This is a genomic window from Actinomadura luzonensis, from assembly GCF_022664455.2.
Taxonomy (GTDB): domain Bacteria; phylum Actinomycetota; class Actinomycetes; order Streptosporangiales; family Streptosporangiaceae; genus Nonomuraea; species Nonomuraea luzonensis.
The window spans coordinates 1,824,722-1,838,178 of the sequence record NZ_JAKRKC020000002.1; the positions used below are offsets into that span (position 1 = coordinate 1,824,722).

Here is a 13,457-nt window from a genome sequence, read left to right on the forward strand (position 1 = left end):
AGGACGGCGGGGATGACGAGCACGTCGCCGGGGGGCGTGGTCGTGGGGGTCATGGTGGTCATTATCCCAACGCGGCCAGGTCATCACTCGCCACGGTCACGCAACTCCATCTGCCACTCGTACGCCGCGCGTGACTCTTGCTCCAGCTCGCGCAGCCGCTCCTCCATGCTGTCGTCCGGGGTGGGCGGCGTTGTGACGCGGTCGCGGACCTCCTTCGGGATGGGGAAGTCGGTGGCCGCGTGCCACTGCTCGTGGGCCCACGTCTGATCGCCGTACGTGCCGCTGACTTGGACCATGGCGTGGCAGCGTGGGCAGATGGCGTACGAGAGCCACCCGTCCGCGCCCTTGATGGCGGTCTCCAGCCACCCTTGCAGGTGGGGGCGTCCGGCGTTGTCTCCGGTCTCGATCACGAACCAGTGGGTCATCTGGTGCTCAGCTCCTCGTCGGCGAGGGCCGCCAGCAGTGTCGCGGCGGCCGAGATCTCCTGTAGCTGCTCCGGCTGCATGCCGGCCAGCGCCTTGCGGGTCTGGTCGAGGTCGCCCCGGTAGGCCCAGCCCATCGCGCCCTGGGCGGCGAAGACGCGGCTGGCCTGCTCGAAGCCCTTGCCGATCTCGGCGATGCCCTGTTGGAAGGCGGCGGCCCAGTCCGGCTGCTGGGGTTGGCCGGTTGTGTCGAGGCCAGCGAGTCGTAAGCCTTCGGCGAGATCGATGTCGAGGGTGTCGCACAGCTTCTTGACGGTGCGGACGATTGGTGGGTTCTTCTGGCTGGCGAGCCGGTCGTAGGTGACGCGGCCGATGCCGGCGCGCTGGCAGAGGTCAATCTTGGACCAGCCGCGTTGGGCGCGCTCGAGTTCGGTCCGCTGGAAGAACTGAGCGCCGGGTGGGGTGCTGGGGTCAACCATCCTGTTTTCCCTTCTTGGCGGGCTCGATGCCGTTGTCGCGGGCCAGCTTGCGCACGTACGCGGCGGTGAACGGCGAGTGCTCGACGACGTCGGTCGGCCGCTCCTTGGCGCGGAGTGCGTTGAGGGCGGCGTCGATGACGGCCTCGCGAGCTTTCTCGTGGGCCTGCTCGGTTTCGCGGTAGCGGCGAGTGGCCTCGTCGAGGACGGCGATGGGGTCCTGCTCGGTCATGCGCAACAGAGTAGCGCAATCCTCTTGCGCTGCACAGCAGTGTTGCGCTAGCGTGAAGCGCAACAGAGAAGCGCAATCAAGGAGCGAGACGTGGCCGCCACCCTCACCACCGCCGAAATCGCCGCCGCGCACCGCGTCTCCGTACGCACCGCACAGCGCTGGGCGCAGCAGGGCAAGGTGCAGGCGACCAAGCAGGCTGGCCGCTGGGTTATCTCGGTCCCCGCCCAGCTCGACGACTACAAGCCCCACCAGATCGACAACGCCCGCGACGCCATCGAACAGGGCGCGATCCTCCCCACCAGCCGCCCCGGCATCTACACCGCCGTGTCCAGCGACGGCACCACCCACTACCTCGTCGCGGAGGAGTCCTGCACCTGCCCGGCCGGGACGAAGGGCCGCTACCGCTGCTACCACCGCGCGGCGGTGGCTCTGCTCGAAGCCGCCCGCACCCGCCGCGCCGCCTAACCCAGGAAGGGCCACCCCGTGAAGATCAGCCCGCGTCACGCCGACATCCTCGCCCACGCCGATCTGACCGACCAGGACATCGCCGACTACGCCTCGTTCGCCTCGGACGACGAGGCGGAGCAGGCCGCGATCGTCCAGCAGATCCGCGACGCACGCACCGCCTGACCTACCCTTCACCCACGACACAAGGAGCCACGATGCACGCGGAGCACCCCGAATCCGTAGGCGTGATCATCGAGTACAGCTTGGACGGCGGTCACGTGTGGCATCACGGCCGAACCCTTGCAGGTTGGATCGCCGAACCGGCGTACGCCGACGCCCTTCGCAAGCAGAGGCAGATCGTTCGCGACTCCGCCCGCCAGGAGCACGGCGACGTGGACCGCATCATCACCCGAGTCCTCCGCGAGGACGACGAACGGGCCGAGGTTAATCGTCCTCGCTCGTAGATCCCTCAGCGTCAGGCGGTCTGCCCCGTTGCGGGGTAGGCCGCCTTCCGCATGCCGCCAGCCACCTACCCCCACACCAGCCACGCCACCGCGACCGCGATCACCAGCCCGTACACCGTCAACTGCACCGCCAAGCGCAGGCGCAGCGCGCGGAGTGCGTTCCGCCGCATCTCGTCTGGGGTGCTCATGACGCGGCCACCTCCCGCTCGTGGTCGTGCTCCTCCGCCTGCTTCGCGTACTCGTCCCCGTACTCGTCCTCGTTCATCAACCGGCCACACGACTTGCACTGCCAGTAGCCGTCATCGGTCTTGCCGATTTGGCGCTCCCGACAGCGCGGACACTCGATCGGGCTGCGGTTCGACGTCGGATCCGACTTTGTCATCCCCCGCAGGCGACGCTGCCACCTGAGGATGTCGAGCCCAACCTCGACCGACCACGGGTCCAACAACATGTCGTCCATCTGGCCGAGCAGCCAGCCAACGCTGACGGCGCGGGCGTGCGCGCCGCGGGCCCGGCGCGGCCGTTCGGGGTAGCCGCGCGCCGCCCGCCATTGGTCCTCCACCTCGGTCAGGAACCCGAACAGCTCGTCGAGCTCGTCCACGATCTGCCGGTGGTCGAGCGGCTTGACGCCGTTCGGGCCGGACATGGCGGCGCCGCGGTGGCCGTCCACGCCGGCGGCGAGCACCGCGGCGGTGTCGTCGAGTTCGGCCAGGGCGTGGCGGATGATGCGCGGGCATCGCGAGCACCAGACCGGCTGCCCGATGGGGACGGGGATGGTGGGCGGTTCGGGCCGGGCCGACGGCTGGGGCTCAACCGGCAGGATGAGAGGGACACGCCAGGCGGCGAGCGCGTGACGGTGGTGTTCGAGGGCGTCGAGGTGGAGGAGCATTTCGTAGTCGTGGCGGGTGACGGCCTGGTCGTACGCCTCCCATGCCTTGCGGGCGGCATTCGCGCACGGTCCGGGGCATGCGTCTTCGCGGATGGGCAATGGTCAGTCCCCCTGGAAGTGGTCGGGCAGGTCCCACGGCACGGGCTGGCGGTGGCCTCGCCCGGCACGAGTGCAAGCCGGGCAGATGCCGAGGTGGCCGTAGACGCTGGCAGGGTTCGGGATGAGCGAGGTCTTGCCGTCGATGTCGCGCCACTCGTGCCCGCCGAACGGGCGCTCGCAGAGCGGGCAGGGCTGCCAGGCGTACTGGGCGAGCCAGGCGAATGCCTTGTGTGCCCACCGCCAGCGTTCCGGTACGAGGCGAGTGAACGGGTGCGTGTGGTTCACGGCCGCTCCCCGATCTCGTGCGTGCCCGCCGGGTCGGTGGCGACCACGAGCTGCCCGGCAGGCACGTACGGACTGGCCACGACTCGCACGTCGGGCAGCAGGACGAGCGCGACGGCGACCTGCTCGCGGTCGTCCGGGTGGCAGAAGACGTGGGCAGGCTCGGGGCGGCTCTCGCGTAGGGCGCGCAGGATATGGCCGATCGTGGTGGTCATCTATCCCCCTTGAGGTCGCGGGTGGCGAAGCGGTAGAGCAGCGCGAGTGGTACGACGGCGATGGCGACGAGCGGCCACATGATGGCGAGCATCACGTCTTCGCCTTCGCCCATGCGGAGCTGGGGCCAGCGCCGGTCGAGGAGGTTGACGGCTCGGGCGGTGGCGGTGAACCCGGCGGCGTAGATGATCGCGGCGAGGGCGATCCAGAGGGCGGTCATGGGCGGTTCCGTTCGTTGGGCGAGAATCAGCAGCTCAGGATCGTTTTCGGCACGTCCCGAAAACGATCCGGCCAGGGGGCGCTCATCGGCGCCGCCGGTAGTAGGCGCGCTTCACCCGCGACGCGTTCGGGTGCGTGATGCCGATCAGGTCCCGGTACGCCCGCCACCAGCCGAACGAGGGGCTGACGGCGGTGAGAGTGATGGTGACGGGCCACTGGAACGGCGGCCCGGCCGGGGGGAGGTCGTCGATGATGACGAGCCCGTCGTCGAAGGGTCGGCCGATCTCGGTCCAGCCGGGCCCGTCGGGGTCGGTGCCGAGCGGGGCGACCCAGACGCGGTTCATGGGCACTCGCTCTCGCGCCACACCATGGCGGTGTCCGGCACGTAGGCCCCGGCGTTCTCGGCCTTCGGGCCGCCGGTGTGCTGGCCGCAGACGGGCAGCCAGCAGCCTGTCTCATTGCTCCAGCGCCAGCCGATCGAGGGGCTGTTGTCCCCGCCCCAGTCGCAGGAGCGGCCGTTCGCCGGGTCGGGTGGGAGCGGGCGGTTGAGATGGGCCATGGGTCAGTCCTCCACTTCGTCGAGGTCGAAGCTCATGCAACTGGCGGCGGTCAGCTCGTACGGCATCTGCGATCTGTTCACGGCGGCGAGCACGTGCTCCAGGACGACGGCACCAGCGGCGGGGGTGCGGAAGGTGAGGGTGATGCTCACGTGCGGGTCAGGCACGTTGTGCTCCTTCGAGGGCGTCGCGTACGCGCTGCGCGGCGGCCGGGTAGTCCGCGATGTGGGCGGGGTCGCCGGCGTGGTTCATGACGAGGTCGAGGTCCCGGGCCGACACGGTCACTTCTCGGAGGTCGGGGCCGTCGAGGGCGGCGAGGATCTTCTCCGCGAGGAGCCACAGGCCCGGGGCGTCCTGGTCGGTCTTCGCCTCCTCGCAGAGCTGGCGGACGGCGGCGATGGCGGTTCGGGCGGCGTGGAGTTCGTCGTCGCGCACCGCCTCAATGATGTCGAGGTAAGCGGCGATGGGGGCGCGGGTGGCGAGGGCCATGCCGAGGCGCACACGGTAGCTGTCCTGGTCAGCCACGATCGGTGTCCTCTCCGTCGAGGGCGCGGATGGTCGGGCACGGGCACGGGTTGCCGCAGTAGCAGGTGCCGGGCTTGTACGGGATCTCGGCGTGGAGCTGGCGCACGCGGGCGTTGCCGGCCTCGGCGGTGGAGGCGCGTTCGGCCCGGGCTCGTGCTGCCTCCAGGCGCTTGGCGAGCACGCCGTTCTCCGCAGGTGGCGGAACCATGCGGTAGTGCGCGGCCACCTGCGACGGCTTCGCCGCCTCGATCCGGCAGCCCCTGCACGTTTCGCGGGACGACCACTGGCCGTGGTTCAGCGTCCCGCACACGCACTCCCACGCGGGCGGGCACGCCAGCAGGTCGCCTTCGAGGGCGGTGGCGAGCTTGTCGGCGATCTCCCACACGTAGCCGCCGATCTGGCCTTCGCTGGTGGGGGTGGGCCGGTCGGTGCCCCAGAGGAGTTCGATGAGGTGGGCGCGTAGGCCGTGATCGGCGGTGGCGCGGTGGAGGGCGTCGGGGTTGCAGGCGGTGCGGTCGGCGATGGGGATGGTCCAGGTGTGGCCGGCCATGGTGGTGACGTCGATTTCAGGCATGGTCGGTCTCCTTGAGTGCGGTGGTGACGTGGTCGGCGCACGCCTGTTAGCCGCGCTGGTAGTCGGTCAGCGGCTGGTCCGTGGGGGTGACTCCGGAGACGTGGGCGGTGGTGTTGAGGAACAGGGTGGAGTGGACGCGGGTGATCGCGGCCCGGGCGGTGCGGAGTTGGCGTTCGAGGGCGGTGCGCTGCCGCTCGTGCTCGCGTTGGAGGTCGGTGAAGCGGGTGCGCCAGTGGTCGCGTTCCTGCTCGGCGGTGGCGATGCGCTCGTCGGCGTCTTGCTCGGTGGCGGTGATGCGCGGGTTTGCGATCTCGCGGGCGCGCTGCTCGATGTACGCGTCGAGATTGGTGATCGAACGTTCGAGGCGGAGGACGAGGGGGCCGAGCGGATCGAGCTGGGTCACAGGTCCTCCCCGGGGTCGCACTGGCAGATCTGGTGCGGGTGGCAGCCGCACGGCTGTGTCTCGGGGGCCCACTCGATGGGCGGGGTGGCGGCGAGGTAGTCCTCATCGACGTGCATGGTCGGTGTCCTCGTTTCGGTGTCGGGGGTCGGGCGCGGGATGGGTTGCGGGCGGGGCTGTGGCGGTCGCTGGCGGGCGTTGGGTGCGGTCCTGATGTCCTGGCGTCTGGACGACGCGAGAAGCGCTCACAGCCGCTCGTGCCGCGTCCCGAGTCGCCTTGAGGACGGCTCGGACGCACGTCCGCTCGATGTCTGCCAGGACGTACTTGACGTACCGCTTCCCGGCCGGGGTGAGCGGGATCGTGGTCTTGATGCCGGTGACACCGTCGAGGCCGGTCCATTCGTCGTCGCCGGGGTGGATGCGGATGTCCACCCGGATGTGCGCGGCGCGGCCCTCCGCGCCGAGGGCGCGGTAGTCGCGGCGGGCCTGCCGCCACTCGCGGAGCTGTCGGACAGCGTGACGAAGGCGGATCATGCGTCTGCTCCCGTCCAGATCGTGAACCTGTGCTCGCCCTCGTGATCCACGTCCAGACCGCAGCGGACACCGCCGCCGGGCTTGGGCTCCCAGCAGGCTGGCCCGTCGTCCTCGGCCGGGCAGGTGCAGAACACCGACCAGTCGGGCTCGCCGCAGTCGCCGCGCGGGCAGTAGCAGGAGCCGATGCCGTCGCCGGCGCCGTTGTACGGGTCGGGCAGACTGCACACGTCGCAGACGTCGGCCGTCACGGCTGCTCCTCGGGCTGCTCGACAGGCTGGTACATGGACTCGAAGGCGTCCGGCTTGATCGGGTAGAAGTCGCCCAAGACGGAGCGGATGACCCAGTCGCCGAAGTCGGCCTTCCTCCGGCCGTTGAGCGTCCAGATCGTCAGGCCGTCGATCTGCCGGTCGGGGCCGAACCAGGGCTTGGAGTCGGCCCACTCGTAGACGTCCCACAGGTTCTCGCGGGTGAGCTGGACGGCTTCGACCTCGCCGTGCTCGTGCCGGAAGGTGCTGGTCTGGGGTAGCGGAGGGTGAGTTTCGACCATGTTGATCATCCTTTTATCTGCGGGAACAGCTATTCCCGAAAGTTACTGAGCGTGATATTTTCCGGCGCTTCACGACGTCGCCTCCGAGAACAGATCGGCGGTCGCCAGGCGCTCAGCGGCGCGCTCGGCGTACTCCTCGTTCAGCTCGATGCCAACCGCGCGGCGACCGAGTAACCGGGCGGCGAGCAGCGTGGAGCCGGAACCCGCGAACGGGTCCAGCACCAGGCCGCCCTCGGGCGTGCACTCGCGAACGAGCGCCTCGACGACGGCCAGCGGTTTCTCGTCCGGGTGGCGCTTCTGGAACCGCACCGAAGGAGCCTCGATCAGGTAGGTGACCGAGCGGGGCTGACGGGTGCCGTCGTCGGTCCATGCGTTCTGGCGGCCGTCACGTTGATGCTCGGCGGCGCGGGCCAGCTTGCGGACAGTGCCCTTGTTGGCGTCGACGCGCTCCCGCTCCCACTCGTGGTGCAGGTCCGACCAGCGGCCCCGATACCAGTGGTAGGCCCACTCGTGAAGCTTCACCAGCCGGTCACGGGAGGTCGGGCCGGTGCCGTTGCGTTTCACCCACAGCGCCTCCTGGGCGAACTTCCAGCTGCGGAAGTCGTCGCGCTGGTCGAGGAACATGCGGGCGGAGCCGAAACACCACAGCGACGCCGACTGCGGCAGCACGGTCGACACGGCGTCGACCCAGCCATTGGGCCACGTGTCCCACTCGTTCGCGGTCTCGCCGTACGGAGGGTCCGCGACGCAGGCCACCGGTGCGATGTCGAGCAGCGGCAGCACGTCGCGGCAGTCGCCGAGGTACAGCTGCACGGTGTCGTCGGCGAAGTATGGCTCAAGCACGATCGCCCGCCTCTCCGGCGATCTCCAGCAGCACGCCGGGCACGACCTCGGGCACCCGCGCCCGTTGCGCGGCCGTCAGCTCCAGCGCGTCCAAGATGCGGGAGATCGCGCCTGCGATCAGCGCGCCCTGCTGCTCGGCAAGCCGGATCTCCCGGTCGGCGATCCCCATGTCATGCGCCGTCTTCGCGAACCGGACGCACCGGTCGCGTTCCTTCTCCTCGAGGAGGGTGAGGCCGCGGGCGGCTTCGCCGGTGGCGAAGATGCCGATGTCCTTCACGCCGCTCCTCGTGTGGCCGATGAGGCCGGCGCCGGGGCCGAGGTCCGGGTCGTCTGAACCCCCCAGGCCGCCGCCGTCGTTCTGGGCGTCGGCCACCTGCTGCTCCAGCAGCGACGCGTACAGGTTCACGCGCGCCCAGGACATCTGCAGCATGGCCAGGACCGCTTCCGAGGGGGTGACGTCCTGCCGGCCGGGAACCGCCCGCCAGGCCGAGAGGGCGGCGCCTTTCGCCTTCAGCACCTCGGTCTTCTGGCCACCGTGGGTCCGGCACGCGTTCGTCCCGCGGATCGCCGAGGCGTGGCAGTCGTCGCCCGGGCGGCGCTTCGATCGCTTGGTGCATTCGTAGCGTTTGTGCTGCTCGCACCAGCGGGCGCCTGCTTCGTTCATGAGGTCTCTTGACTTCAAGAGGCCACCTCCGGGGCGATGACGTAGGGGTGTCCGCATTGGCCGATGCGGTAGGCGCGGCAGCGGACGGGGCGGTGCCAGTTGGTGCGTTGGCAGTGGGGGCAGGTGGCGAGTAGCCATCGGCGGCCGGGGACGGGGCGTGCGGGTGCGGCCTGGGTGAGGAGGCACACCTCCACCGGGCCGGTGCGGTCTGGTTTGCCGCAGACGGTGGCGCAGCCGCCTGCGCAGGCGCCGAGCTCTTCGGGTCGCCGGCAGACGAGGCACACCGCGGCACATGGGAGGTGCTCGCTCCAGGGGCGTGGGAGGTCGAGGGTGTGGCGGCGGTTGCGTCGCGTCTGGGTCTTCTTCGTGGGTGCGGGCGGTGGCGGTGGCGCGGTTGGTTCGGGGTCGAAGAGTGATGGCTGCGCGGGGTCGATCGTGGGGGTTCGGCGGGCCATGTTCATGCACCGCCGGACGGGTTTTTGATCTTGGTTTGGGGGTGGCTGTTCCCGGGGCTTGTTCCCTGTTCCCTCCCTATAGAGGGAGGGAACAGGGAACAGGTCAGCCGGGGCACAGTGGGAACAGTCAAGGGAACGGCTGTGACCTGGGGGTTTGTGGGGTGTGGGAACAGTTGGGAACAGTCAAGGGAACAGGTCAACAGGCGAGTGTGACGGGTACAGGTTTTTCGAGACAAAACGGTCATCATTCGAACGCTCCTGATCATGATTTCTGAGCCACCTTCAACGCCGTCACGACCTCCTGAAGAGCCGCCGTCTTACCCGGCAACGGAACGTTGTTCTGCTTCGCCCAGACCCTCAACGCATCCCGCCCGAGCCCCGCCGGAACCCCGCGCATCATCAACTCGTCCACGAACGTCTGGATCTTCAACCGGTGCGCGTCCGCCTCCGTGGCGTCCGTCAGCTCATGCCGCGTACGGCCCGCCAGCCACGCCCCGCCCCGCTCCTTCTCGCCCCGCCGCGTCAGGTGGAACACGTCGTCGCCCAGGCCCGTCCGGGTGTGCGTGCGCAGCATCTTCAACCTGGTCGTGACCGCCTCGACGTTCTCGCTGTACGTCCGCATCTCGTCATAGGCGGTCAGCTCCCACACGTGATCCACGTCCTGCGTCTTCGCGCTGGACCCGCGGGAGCCCTTCTCCATGTCCTTGCCGAAGTGGTCCAGCCGGATCGACGCGATGCCCTGGCCCTTCAGCGGCTCGTGGATGCGCCGGTACAGGTCCAGCCAGGTGTCGCTGTCGTTTTCCTTGCCGGCGATGAACCGGCTCACGGTGTCGAGGACGACCACGTCGGGCCGGGTGTCGGCCACGATGGCGAGCATCTCCCGCGCCGCGGTGTCGGATGCGTTCAGCGCCCCGGAGAACGGCGGGAACAGCCGGTAGTCCACCCGGTCCTGCAGGACCTCGAAGTCGTCGGCGGTGGCGCCGAGCGCGCCGAGCCGGGTCGCGATGTCCCGCTGGCTGTTCTCGCGGTCGAAGTAGAGCACGCGGATGGGTTCGCGGCGGATGTCGCCGAGGGCGGGCCGGCCGGTGATGGCTCGCCAGATCCAGTCGAGCACGAACAGGGACTTGCCGACCTTGCCGTCGCCGACGAGGGCGACCTGCTGGCCGCGTTCGAGCCAGCGGCCGGGCAGCCAGTCGATGTCGGAGTAGTCGGCGGTGAGGGCGTCGAGCCAGTCGACGCGGGGGAACCGTTCGGCGAGCTGGTTGCCGGGGGTGCCGGTGGTGAGGTCGTCGGCGGTTTTGATGAGGTGTTCGCCGAGGTCGCGCAGCCGGTCGGGGCTGTCGTCGGGGTCCTGGCCGTGGATTTCGCGGATGGCGCGTTGGAGCCGTGCGATGCTTTCGCGGTTGCGCCAGTGGCGGGCGACGATGCCGGCGTGGTGGGTGATGTCGCCGGCGTAGATGCCGCGGGTCATGAGGTCGTGCAGGTAGGCGGGGTTGCCCTCGATGACCTTGTGGAAGGTGCCTGCGCGTTGGAGGTAGTCCTTGACGGCGACGGGGTCGGTGGGGTGGCCGTTCTGGTCGAGGTCGAGGATGGCGGCGTAGATGGTTTGGTGGTGGCCGCGGAGGAAAGCTCGGGGTTCGGGGAGTACGGCGCGGACGTGCTGGACGATGTAGGGGGTCGTCATGCACGTGCCGAGGATGGCCTCCTCGGCGTCGAGGTCCCAGAGCGGGTCTTGCGGAGGGTCCTGCTCGTGGTTGGTCAACCGGGTCCCCTTGGTGCTGGTGCTGCTCGGTGGGTGGTCAGGGTGTCGGGGGCAGGCCCTGTCTTCGCTGCCTGCGCGCGGCACGCTGGGCCTCGACCGTTGCGGCATACTCCTTAGGCGTGGACCACGGGCTGGTCTTGACGGCCGTCAGAGGGACGCCCTGCTCGACGAGGTGAGCAGCGATGAAGTCGGCGTCGTCGCGGTCGGTGTACGGGCCGATCTGGATGACCTGGCCGCCGAGGGTCGTGGTGAGGATCTGCACCTGGCCGCTGGTGTCGAAGCGGTGACGGTAGGGCAGCCACCAGTTCATAGCGTTCGGAGCGGCGTGGTAGAGGCGTACCTCGTTGAGCTGCACGCCCCAGACCGTCGGCGGCTTGCGCGGCGCGGGAGTGAAGAGGGCGAGCTGGCGGGTCATACGTGCCACTCCTTCACGGGGATGCCAGCGGCGCGGGCCCGGCGGGCGCAGTCGGTCGCGCCGCGGGAGCGGTTCTTGATGAAGGCCAGGCACACGTCCGCGCCGAGGTTGACCATCGCCTGGTTGCGGGCGTGTCCGGCGTAGCGGCAGTAGGTGGTGCCGTGGCGGCCGGGGCGGCGGTGGGAGTCCCGGCAGTTGGGTCCGCAGCTGGCCCAGGCGGCGGGGTGGCGTTCGACGGCCAGGGCCTGGCCCATGTTGTCGCGCCAGCCGGCCTGGTCCTCGCAGTAGAAGTCGGCGATGGCGTCGGCACCGCGCGGGCAGTGGCCGTGGACGACGACGAATTCGCGCTCGCCGCGGGCGGCGGCCTGGTCGATGGCGTCGGTGATGGCGTCCCAGATTGCGCTTTCGTCCGACCAGGTGCGGCTGCCGGTGATGAGGATGCGGTACGTCACCCGGTCACCTCGCGCGCCGTCACCACGAACGAGTGTGTCCCCGCCGTCGAGGGGCGCCGGTCCCAGCTGATCGCCTCGTACTGGCGGCCCGCGACCTCGAACCGCTCGCACGTGAACGAGACGACCATCTCGAACGGGATGAGCCAGCCGCGGCCGTACACGCTCTTGACGTAGGTGTGCGGCAGCGTGTCGCCGAGCTTCTTGCGCAGGTTGTAGATCAGCTGCCGGACCGCGGTGTCCTCGCTGTCGAGGTGGCGGGCGAGGGCGTCGGGGGTGACGATCTCGCCGGCGTTGGCTGCGAGGCAGGCGAGGGCGGCGTACTCGAGCGGCCCGAGCTGGAGGGGCTGGTCGCCGAGGTAGGCCCGGCGGGCGAGCGCGTCGATGCGCACGGGCGGCGGGGTCATGTGGATCTCCTGAGTCGGGTTTCGCGGGCTTGCTGGTCGGCCACGGTCTGCTTGGCGGCGGCCTGAACGCTGGGGCTGGCGCGGCGCTTGCCGGAGGCGATGGCGCGGGCGTCGGTCGTCCACGACTCGACGGCGATGGCGGTGTAGGTGGTGTCCGGCGTCCACCAGGGGTGCTCTCCGCAGTAGCAGCGGGCCGGAGCGCAGTACGCGCTCTGGCCTGGCTCGGGCTGCCCGGCGAGCGCGGCTGGCGTGTGCGCCGCGCACCGCCAGCCGGGGAGGTAGTGGCGCGCTGGGGTGGCGCCGCAGTGGGTGGCTGCGGCGCCGTTCCATTGCCCGCAGGGCTGCGTCATCGGAGGGGCACGTCCTGGGCGATGCTGCGCTGGGTGATCTCGTCCAGCCGCGCGGCCAGCGACGCGGCGTGCCGCTGAGCGTCCTGTAGCTGCTGGTACAGCGGGCTGGTCTTGAGCTCGGCGAGTTCGGCCCTCAGACGGGCGAGCTCCGGCCGGGCTTCGGCGAGCTCGGCGCGGTGCTCGTCGGCCTCCTCCTTGACCGCCATCGCCTCGATGCGGGCGTCGATGAGTTGCCGCTTGAGGCTGTGGTTCTCGTCGGCGAGGTCGTCGAGTTCGAGGTCGGCCTGGGCGTTGCGTGCGCGGGCGGTGTTCAGCTCGGCGAGGAGGTCGCGCCGGGTGCGGAGCCAGTCGAGCAGCATCACGCACCCGCCGGGGTGCCGCGCAGGACCTGCGTCTTCAGCGCGTCCTCGACCTGCTTGACGACGGCGAGCACGGCGTCGCGCAGCACCGGCGCCGGGTCGTTGAGCAGGTAGCCGATGTTCAGGCCGCCGCCGCGCTCGATCCGGTACCGGAACCGGGCCTCGATGCCGTACACCACCTGCTCGTCGCCCTCGACGACGGGCAGGTCGAGGCAGGGGATCGCGAGCTTGAACGTGGCCGGGATCTTGATCTGGCCCTTCGCGCCGGCCGTGGCGTCGGTCGTCTCCTCCCAGGTGAGGTTCATGTCGCCGGACGCGAGGCGGGTCCCCGAGTTGAACTTCACGGTCGTCTTGGCCTGGAACGACTGGGCCAGCTCCAGCATCTCGGCGGCGGCCGGCTCGCGGATGTCCTCGAGCCGCTCCTCGATGTGCTCGGCGAACTCGCGCTGCTGGAGCCAGCGGCCGTCGTGTGTGGTCCATGCCTGCCAGGCGCGGGTGGTGCGGAGCTGGAGGGTGAGGCGGTGGTCGCCCCAGCGGGGGCCGTCGGCGCTGTGGGCGTTGAGGATGGCGGTGATGCGGAGCTGGTTGACGTTGACGTAGGTCTCGGTGGAGTCGTCGGCGTGCTTGCGGTAGTAGGCGAGGAAGGAGGCGACGTCCTCGACGGTGGTGGTGCCGCGCTTGCGCTGCGGGGTGTGGAGGCGGTCGAGGTAGGCGTCGGTGCCGAGGTCGAGGAGCTTGGGGCCGGCGGTGGTGGGGAAGGCGTAGATGTTGCCGGGCTCGAGGAGGACGCCGTCGGATTCGGCGCGGGCGGCTTCCTGCGCGATCTGGATGACGGCGTCGTTCTCGGTGCGGGTGGAGTCGCTGGTGGGCACG

The 13,457-nt window shown here is 70.0% G+C and carries 29 protein-coding genes; 3 read left to right on the top strand and 26 right to left on the bottom strand.

What is annotated here, in order from left to right; translation table 11 throughout:
- Nucleotides 1-83: 83 nt before the first annotated feature.
- From MF672_RS38855 to MF672_RS38865, 3 genes are read right to left on the bottom strand one after another with little or no spacing between them, the layout of a single operon-like run.
- Nucleotides 84-425 (bottom strand): hypothetical protein, encoded by a 342-nt coding sequence (locus MF672_RS38855; RefSeq protein WP_242375237.1) that lies wholly within the window; start codon nt 423-425, stop codon nt 84-86.
- Nucleotides 422-901, bottom strand: a complete 480-nt coding sequence (locus MF672_RS38860) for a helix-turn-helix domain-containing protein (RefSeq protein WP_242375238.1) — start codon at nt 899-901, stop codon at nt 422-424. Before MF672_RS38860 ends, MF672_RS38855 begins: the two co-directional genes overlap by 4 nt.
- The gene (locus tag MF672_RS38865; RefSeq protein ID WP_242375239.1) at nt 894-1,130 is read right to left on the bottom strand and encodes a hypothetical protein; all 237 of its coding nucleotides are present in this window, start codon (nt 1,128-1,130) and stop codon (nt 894-896) included. Before MF672_RS38865 ends, MF672_RS38860 begins: the two co-directional genes overlap by 8 nt.
- Before the next feature lie 90 nt (nt 1,131-1,220).
- On the opposite strand from MF672_RS38865, the gene MF672_RS38870 reads away from it, so the two are divergent.
- Genes MF672_RS38870 through MF672_RS38880 form a run of 3 tightly spaced genes read left to right on the top strand, consistent with a single transcriptional unit; the run spans nt 1,221 to nt 2,041 of the window.
- Nucleotides 1,221-1,595 carry a helix-turn-helix domain-containing protein gene (locus MF672_RS38870; RefSeq protein WP_242375240.1) on the top strand — a complete coding sequence of 125 codons (375 nt, stop codon included), beginning with the start codon at nt 1,221-1,223 and terminating at the stop codon, nt 1,593-1,595.
- Nucleotides 1,596-1,613: 18 nt separating this feature from the next.
- The gene (locus tag MF672_RS38875) at nt 1,614-1,760 is read left to right on the top strand and encodes a hypothetical protein (protein ID WP_242375241.1); all 147 of its coding nucleotides are present in this window, start codon (nt 1,614-1,616) and stop codon (nt 1,758-1,760) included.
- 32 nt (nt 1,761-1,792) lie between these two features.
- Nucleotides 1,793-2,041 (top strand): hypothetical protein, encoded by a 249-nt coding sequence (locus tag MF672_RS38880; RefSeq protein ID WP_242375242.1) that lies wholly within the window; start codon nt 1,793-1,795, stop codon nt 2,039-2,041.
- Between the two features lie 65 nt (nt 2,042-2,106).
- Here MF672_RS38880 and MF672_RS51605 read toward each other — a convergent pair whose 3' ends face one another.
- From MF672_RS51605 to MF672_RS38990, 23 genes are all read right to left on the bottom strand, one after another.
- Entirely contained in the window at nt 2,107-2,229 is a 123-nt protein-coding gene (locus tag MF672_RS51605) for a hypothetical protein (protein WP_302893354.1), read from the bottom strand.
- Nucleotides 2,226-3,029 (bottom strand): hypothetical protein, encoded by an 804-nt coding sequence (locus MF672_RS38885; RefSeq protein WP_242375243.1) that lies wholly within the window; start codon nt 3,027-3,029, stop codon nt 2,226-2,228. Before MF672_RS38885 ends, MF672_RS51605 begins: the two co-directional genes overlap by 4 nt.
- Nucleotides 3,030-3,032: 3 nt before the next feature.
- Nucleotides 3,033-3,314, bottom strand: a complete 282-nt coding sequence (locus MF672_RS38890) for a hypothetical protein (protein ID WP_242375244.1) — start codon at nt 3,312-3,314, stop codon at nt 3,033-3,035.
- A complete protein-coding gene (locus MF672_RS38895; protein ID WP_242375245.1) occupies nt 3,311-3,526 on the bottom strand; it encodes a hypothetical protein in 216 nt (71 codons plus the stop codon). The genes MF672_RS38890 and MF672_RS38895 overlap by 4 nt, the downstream gene beginning before the upstream one ends.
- Nucleotides 3,523-3,744: a hypothetical protein gene (locus MF672_RS38900; protein WP_242375246.1), complete on the bottom strand. Its 222-nt coding sequence runs from the start codon at nt 3,742-3,744 to the stop codon at nt 3,523-3,525. Before MF672_RS38900 ends, MF672_RS38895 begins: the two co-directional genes overlap by 4 nt.
- Before the next feature lie 82 nt (nt 3,745-3,826).
- Nucleotides 3,827-4,087, bottom strand: a complete 261-nt coding sequence (locus MF672_RS38905; protein WP_242375247.1) for a hypothetical protein — start codon at nt 4,085-4,087, stop codon at nt 3,827-3,829.
- Complete coding sequence (locus MF672_RS38910) at nt 4,084-4,302, bottom strand: hypothetical protein (protein ID WP_242375248.1); 219 nt, start codon at nt 4,300-4,302, stop codon at nt 4,084-4,086. The genes MF672_RS38905 and MF672_RS38910 overlap by 4 nt, the downstream gene beginning before the upstream one ends.
- Before the next feature lie 3 nt (nt 4,303-4,305).
- Entirely contained in the window at nt 4,306-4,467 is a 162-nt protein-coding gene (locus MF672_RS38915) for a hypothetical protein (protein ID WP_242375249.1), read from the bottom strand.
- Entirely contained in the window at nt 4,460-4,825 is a 366-nt protein-coding gene (locus MF672_RS38920; RefSeq protein ID WP_242375250.1) for a hypothetical protein, read from the bottom strand. The genes MF672_RS38915 and MF672_RS38920 overlap by 8 nt, the downstream gene beginning before the upstream one ends.
- Entirely contained in the window at nt 4,818-5,399 is a 582-nt protein-coding gene (locus MF672_RS38925; protein WP_242375251.1) for a hypothetical protein, read from the bottom strand. Before MF672_RS38925 ends, MF672_RS38920 begins: the two co-directional genes overlap by 8 nt.
- 46 nt (nt 5,400-5,445) lie before the next feature.
- Nucleotides 5,446-5,802, bottom strand: a complete 357-nt coding sequence (locus tag MF672_RS38930) for a hypothetical protein (protein WP_242375252.1) — start codon at nt 5,800-5,802, stop codon at nt 5,446-5,448.
- A 102-nt stretch (nt 5,803-5,904) separates the two neighbouring features.
- Nucleotides 5,905-6,333: a hypothetical protein gene (locus MF672_RS38935; protein WP_242375253.1), complete on the bottom strand. Its 429-nt coding sequence runs from the start codon at nt 6,331-6,333 to the stop codon at nt 5,905-5,907.
- Complete coding sequence (locus MF672_RS38940; protein WP_242375254.1) at nt 6,330-6,581, bottom strand: hypothetical protein; 252 nt, start codon at nt 6,579-6,581, stop codon at nt 6,330-6,332. Before MF672_RS38940 ends, MF672_RS38935 begins: the two co-directional genes overlap by 4 nt.
- Nucleotides 6,578-6,880, bottom strand: coding sequence for a hypothetical protein (locus MF672_RS38945; protein ID WP_242375255.1), 303 nt, complete (start codon nt 6,878-6,880; stop codon nt 6,578-6,580). Before MF672_RS38945 ends, MF672_RS38940 begins: the two co-directional genes overlap by 4 nt.
- A 69-nt stretch (nt 6,881-6,949) precedes the next feature.
- Complete coding sequence (locus MF672_RS38950; protein ID WP_242375256.1) at nt 6,950-7,723, bottom strand: DNA-methyltransferase; 774 nt, start codon at nt 7,721-7,723, stop codon at nt 6,950-6,952.
- Nucleotides 7,716-8,387, bottom strand: coding sequence for a hypothetical protein (locus tag MF672_RS38955; RefSeq protein WP_242375257.1), 672 nt, complete (start codon nt 8,385-8,387; stop codon nt 7,716-7,718). Before MF672_RS38955 ends, MF672_RS38950 begins: the two co-directional genes overlap by 8 nt.
- A 717-nt stretch (nt 8,388-9,104) precedes the next feature.
- The gene (locus MF672_RS38960) at nt 9,105-10,604 is read right to left on the bottom strand and encodes an AAA family ATPase (RefSeq protein WP_242375258.1); all 1,500 of its coding nucleotides are present in this window, start codon (nt 10,602-10,604) and stop codon (nt 9,105-9,107) included.
- A 37-nt stretch (nt 10,605-10,641) separates the two neighbouring features.
- Nucleotides 10,642-11,019 carry a hypothetical protein gene (locus MF672_RS38965; RefSeq protein ID WP_242375259.1) on the bottom strand — a complete coding sequence of 126 codons (378 nt, stop codon included), beginning with the start codon at nt 11,017-11,019 and terminating at the stop codon, nt 10,642-10,644.
- Nucleotides 11,016-11,471 carry an SLOG family protein gene (locus tag MF672_RS38970; protein ID WP_242375260.1) on the bottom strand — a complete coding sequence of 152 codons (456 nt, stop codon included), beginning with the start codon at nt 11,469-11,471 and terminating at the stop codon, nt 11,016-11,018. Before MF672_RS38970 ends, MF672_RS38965 begins: the two co-directional genes overlap by 4 nt.
- On the bottom strand, nt 11,468-11,875 hold the full coding sequence (locus MF672_RS38975; RefSeq protein WP_242375261.1) for a winged helix-turn-helix domain-containing protein: 408 nt from the start codon (nt 11,873-11,875) through the stop codon (nt 11,468-11,470). Before MF672_RS38975 ends, MF672_RS38970 begins: the two co-directional genes overlap by 4 nt.
- Nucleotides 11,872-12,225, bottom strand: coding sequence for a hypothetical protein (locus MF672_RS38980; RefSeq protein ID WP_242375262.1), 354 nt, complete (start codon nt 12,223-12,225; stop codon nt 11,872-11,874). Before MF672_RS38980 ends, MF672_RS38975 begins: the two co-directional genes overlap by 4 nt.
- The gene (locus tag MF672_RS38985) at nt 12,222-12,584 is read right to left on the bottom strand and encodes a hypothetical protein (protein WP_242375263.1); all 363 of its coding nucleotides are present in this window, start codon (nt 12,582-12,584) and stop codon (nt 12,222-12,224) included. Before MF672_RS38985 ends, MF672_RS38980 begins: the two co-directional genes overlap by 4 nt.
- Entirely contained in the window at nt 12,584-13,456 is an 873-nt protein-coding gene (locus MF672_RS38990) for a DUF2303 family protein (RefSeq protein ID WP_242375264.1), read from the bottom strand. The genes MF672_RS38985 and MF672_RS38990 overlap by 1 nt, the downstream gene beginning before the upstream one ends.
- Between the last annotated feature and the right edge of the window lies 1 nt (nt 13,457).

Coding starts and splice junctions, on each gene's coding strand:
- MF672_RS38965 (WP_242375259.1), bottom strand. CDS start 11,019: ATGACCCGCCAGCTCGCCCTCTTCACTCCCGCGCCGCGCAAGCCGCCG.
- MF672_RS38945 (WP_242375255.1), bottom strand. CDS start 6,880: ATGGTCGAAACTCACCCTCCGCTACCCCAGACCAGCACCTTCCGGCAC.
- MF672_RS38955 (WP_242375257.1), bottom strand. CDS start 8,387: ATGAACGAAGCAGGCGCCCGCTGGTGCGAGCAGCACAAACGCTACGAA.
- MF672_RS38925 (WP_242375251.1), bottom strand. CDS start 5,399: ATGCCTGAAATCGACGTCACCACCATGGCCGGCCACACCTGGACCATC.
- MF672_RS38865 (WP_242375239.1), bottom strand. CDS start 1,130: ATGACCGAGCAGGACCCCATCGCCGTCCTCGACGAGGCCACTCGCCGC.
- MF672_RS38910 (WP_242375248.1), bottom strand. CDS start 4,302: ATGGCCCATCTCAACCGCCCGCTCCCACCCGACCCGGCGAACGGCCGC.
- MF672_RS38985 (WP_242375263.1), bottom strand. CDS start 12,584: ATGCTGCTCGACTGGCTCCGCACCCGGCGCGACCTCCTCGCCGAGCTG.
- MF672_RS51605 (WP_302893354.1), bottom strand. CDS start 2,229: ATGAGCACCCCAGACGAGATGCGGCGGAACGCACTCCGCGCGCTGCGC.
- MF672_RS38895 (WP_242375245.1), bottom strand. CDS start 3,526: ATGACCACCACGATCGGCCATATCCTGCGCGCCCTACGCGAGAGCCGC.
- MF672_RS38905 (WP_242375247.1), bottom strand. CDS start 4,087: ATGAACCGCGTCTGGGTCGCCCCGCTCGGCACCGACCCCGACGGGCCC.
- MF672_RS38860 (WP_242375238.1), bottom strand. CDS start 901: ATGGTTGACCCCAGCACCCCACCCGGCGCTCAGTTCTTCCAGCGGACC.
- MF672_RS38980 (WP_242375262.1), bottom strand. CDS start 12,225: ATGACGCAGCCCTGCGGGCAATGGAACGGCGCCGCAGCCACCCACTGC.
- MF672_RS38855 (WP_242375237.1), bottom strand. CDS start 425: ATGACCCACTGGTTCGTGATCGAGACCGGAGACAACGCCGGACGCCCC.
- MF672_RS38975 (WP_242375261.1), bottom strand. CDS start 11,875: ATGACCCCGCCGCCCGTGCGCATCGACGCGCTCGCCCGCCGGGCCTAC.
- MF672_RS38935 (WP_242375253.1), bottom strand. CDS start 6,333: ATGATCCGCCTTCGTCACGCTGTCCGACAGCTCCGCGAGTGGCGGCAG.
- MF672_RS38880 (WP_242375242.1), top strand. CDS start 1,793: ATGCACGCGGAGCACCCCGAATCCGTAGGCGTGATCATCGAGTACAGC.
- MF672_RS38900 (WP_242375246.1), bottom strand. CDS start 3,744: ATGACCGCCCTCTGGATCGCCCTCGCCGCGATCATCTACGCCGCCGGG.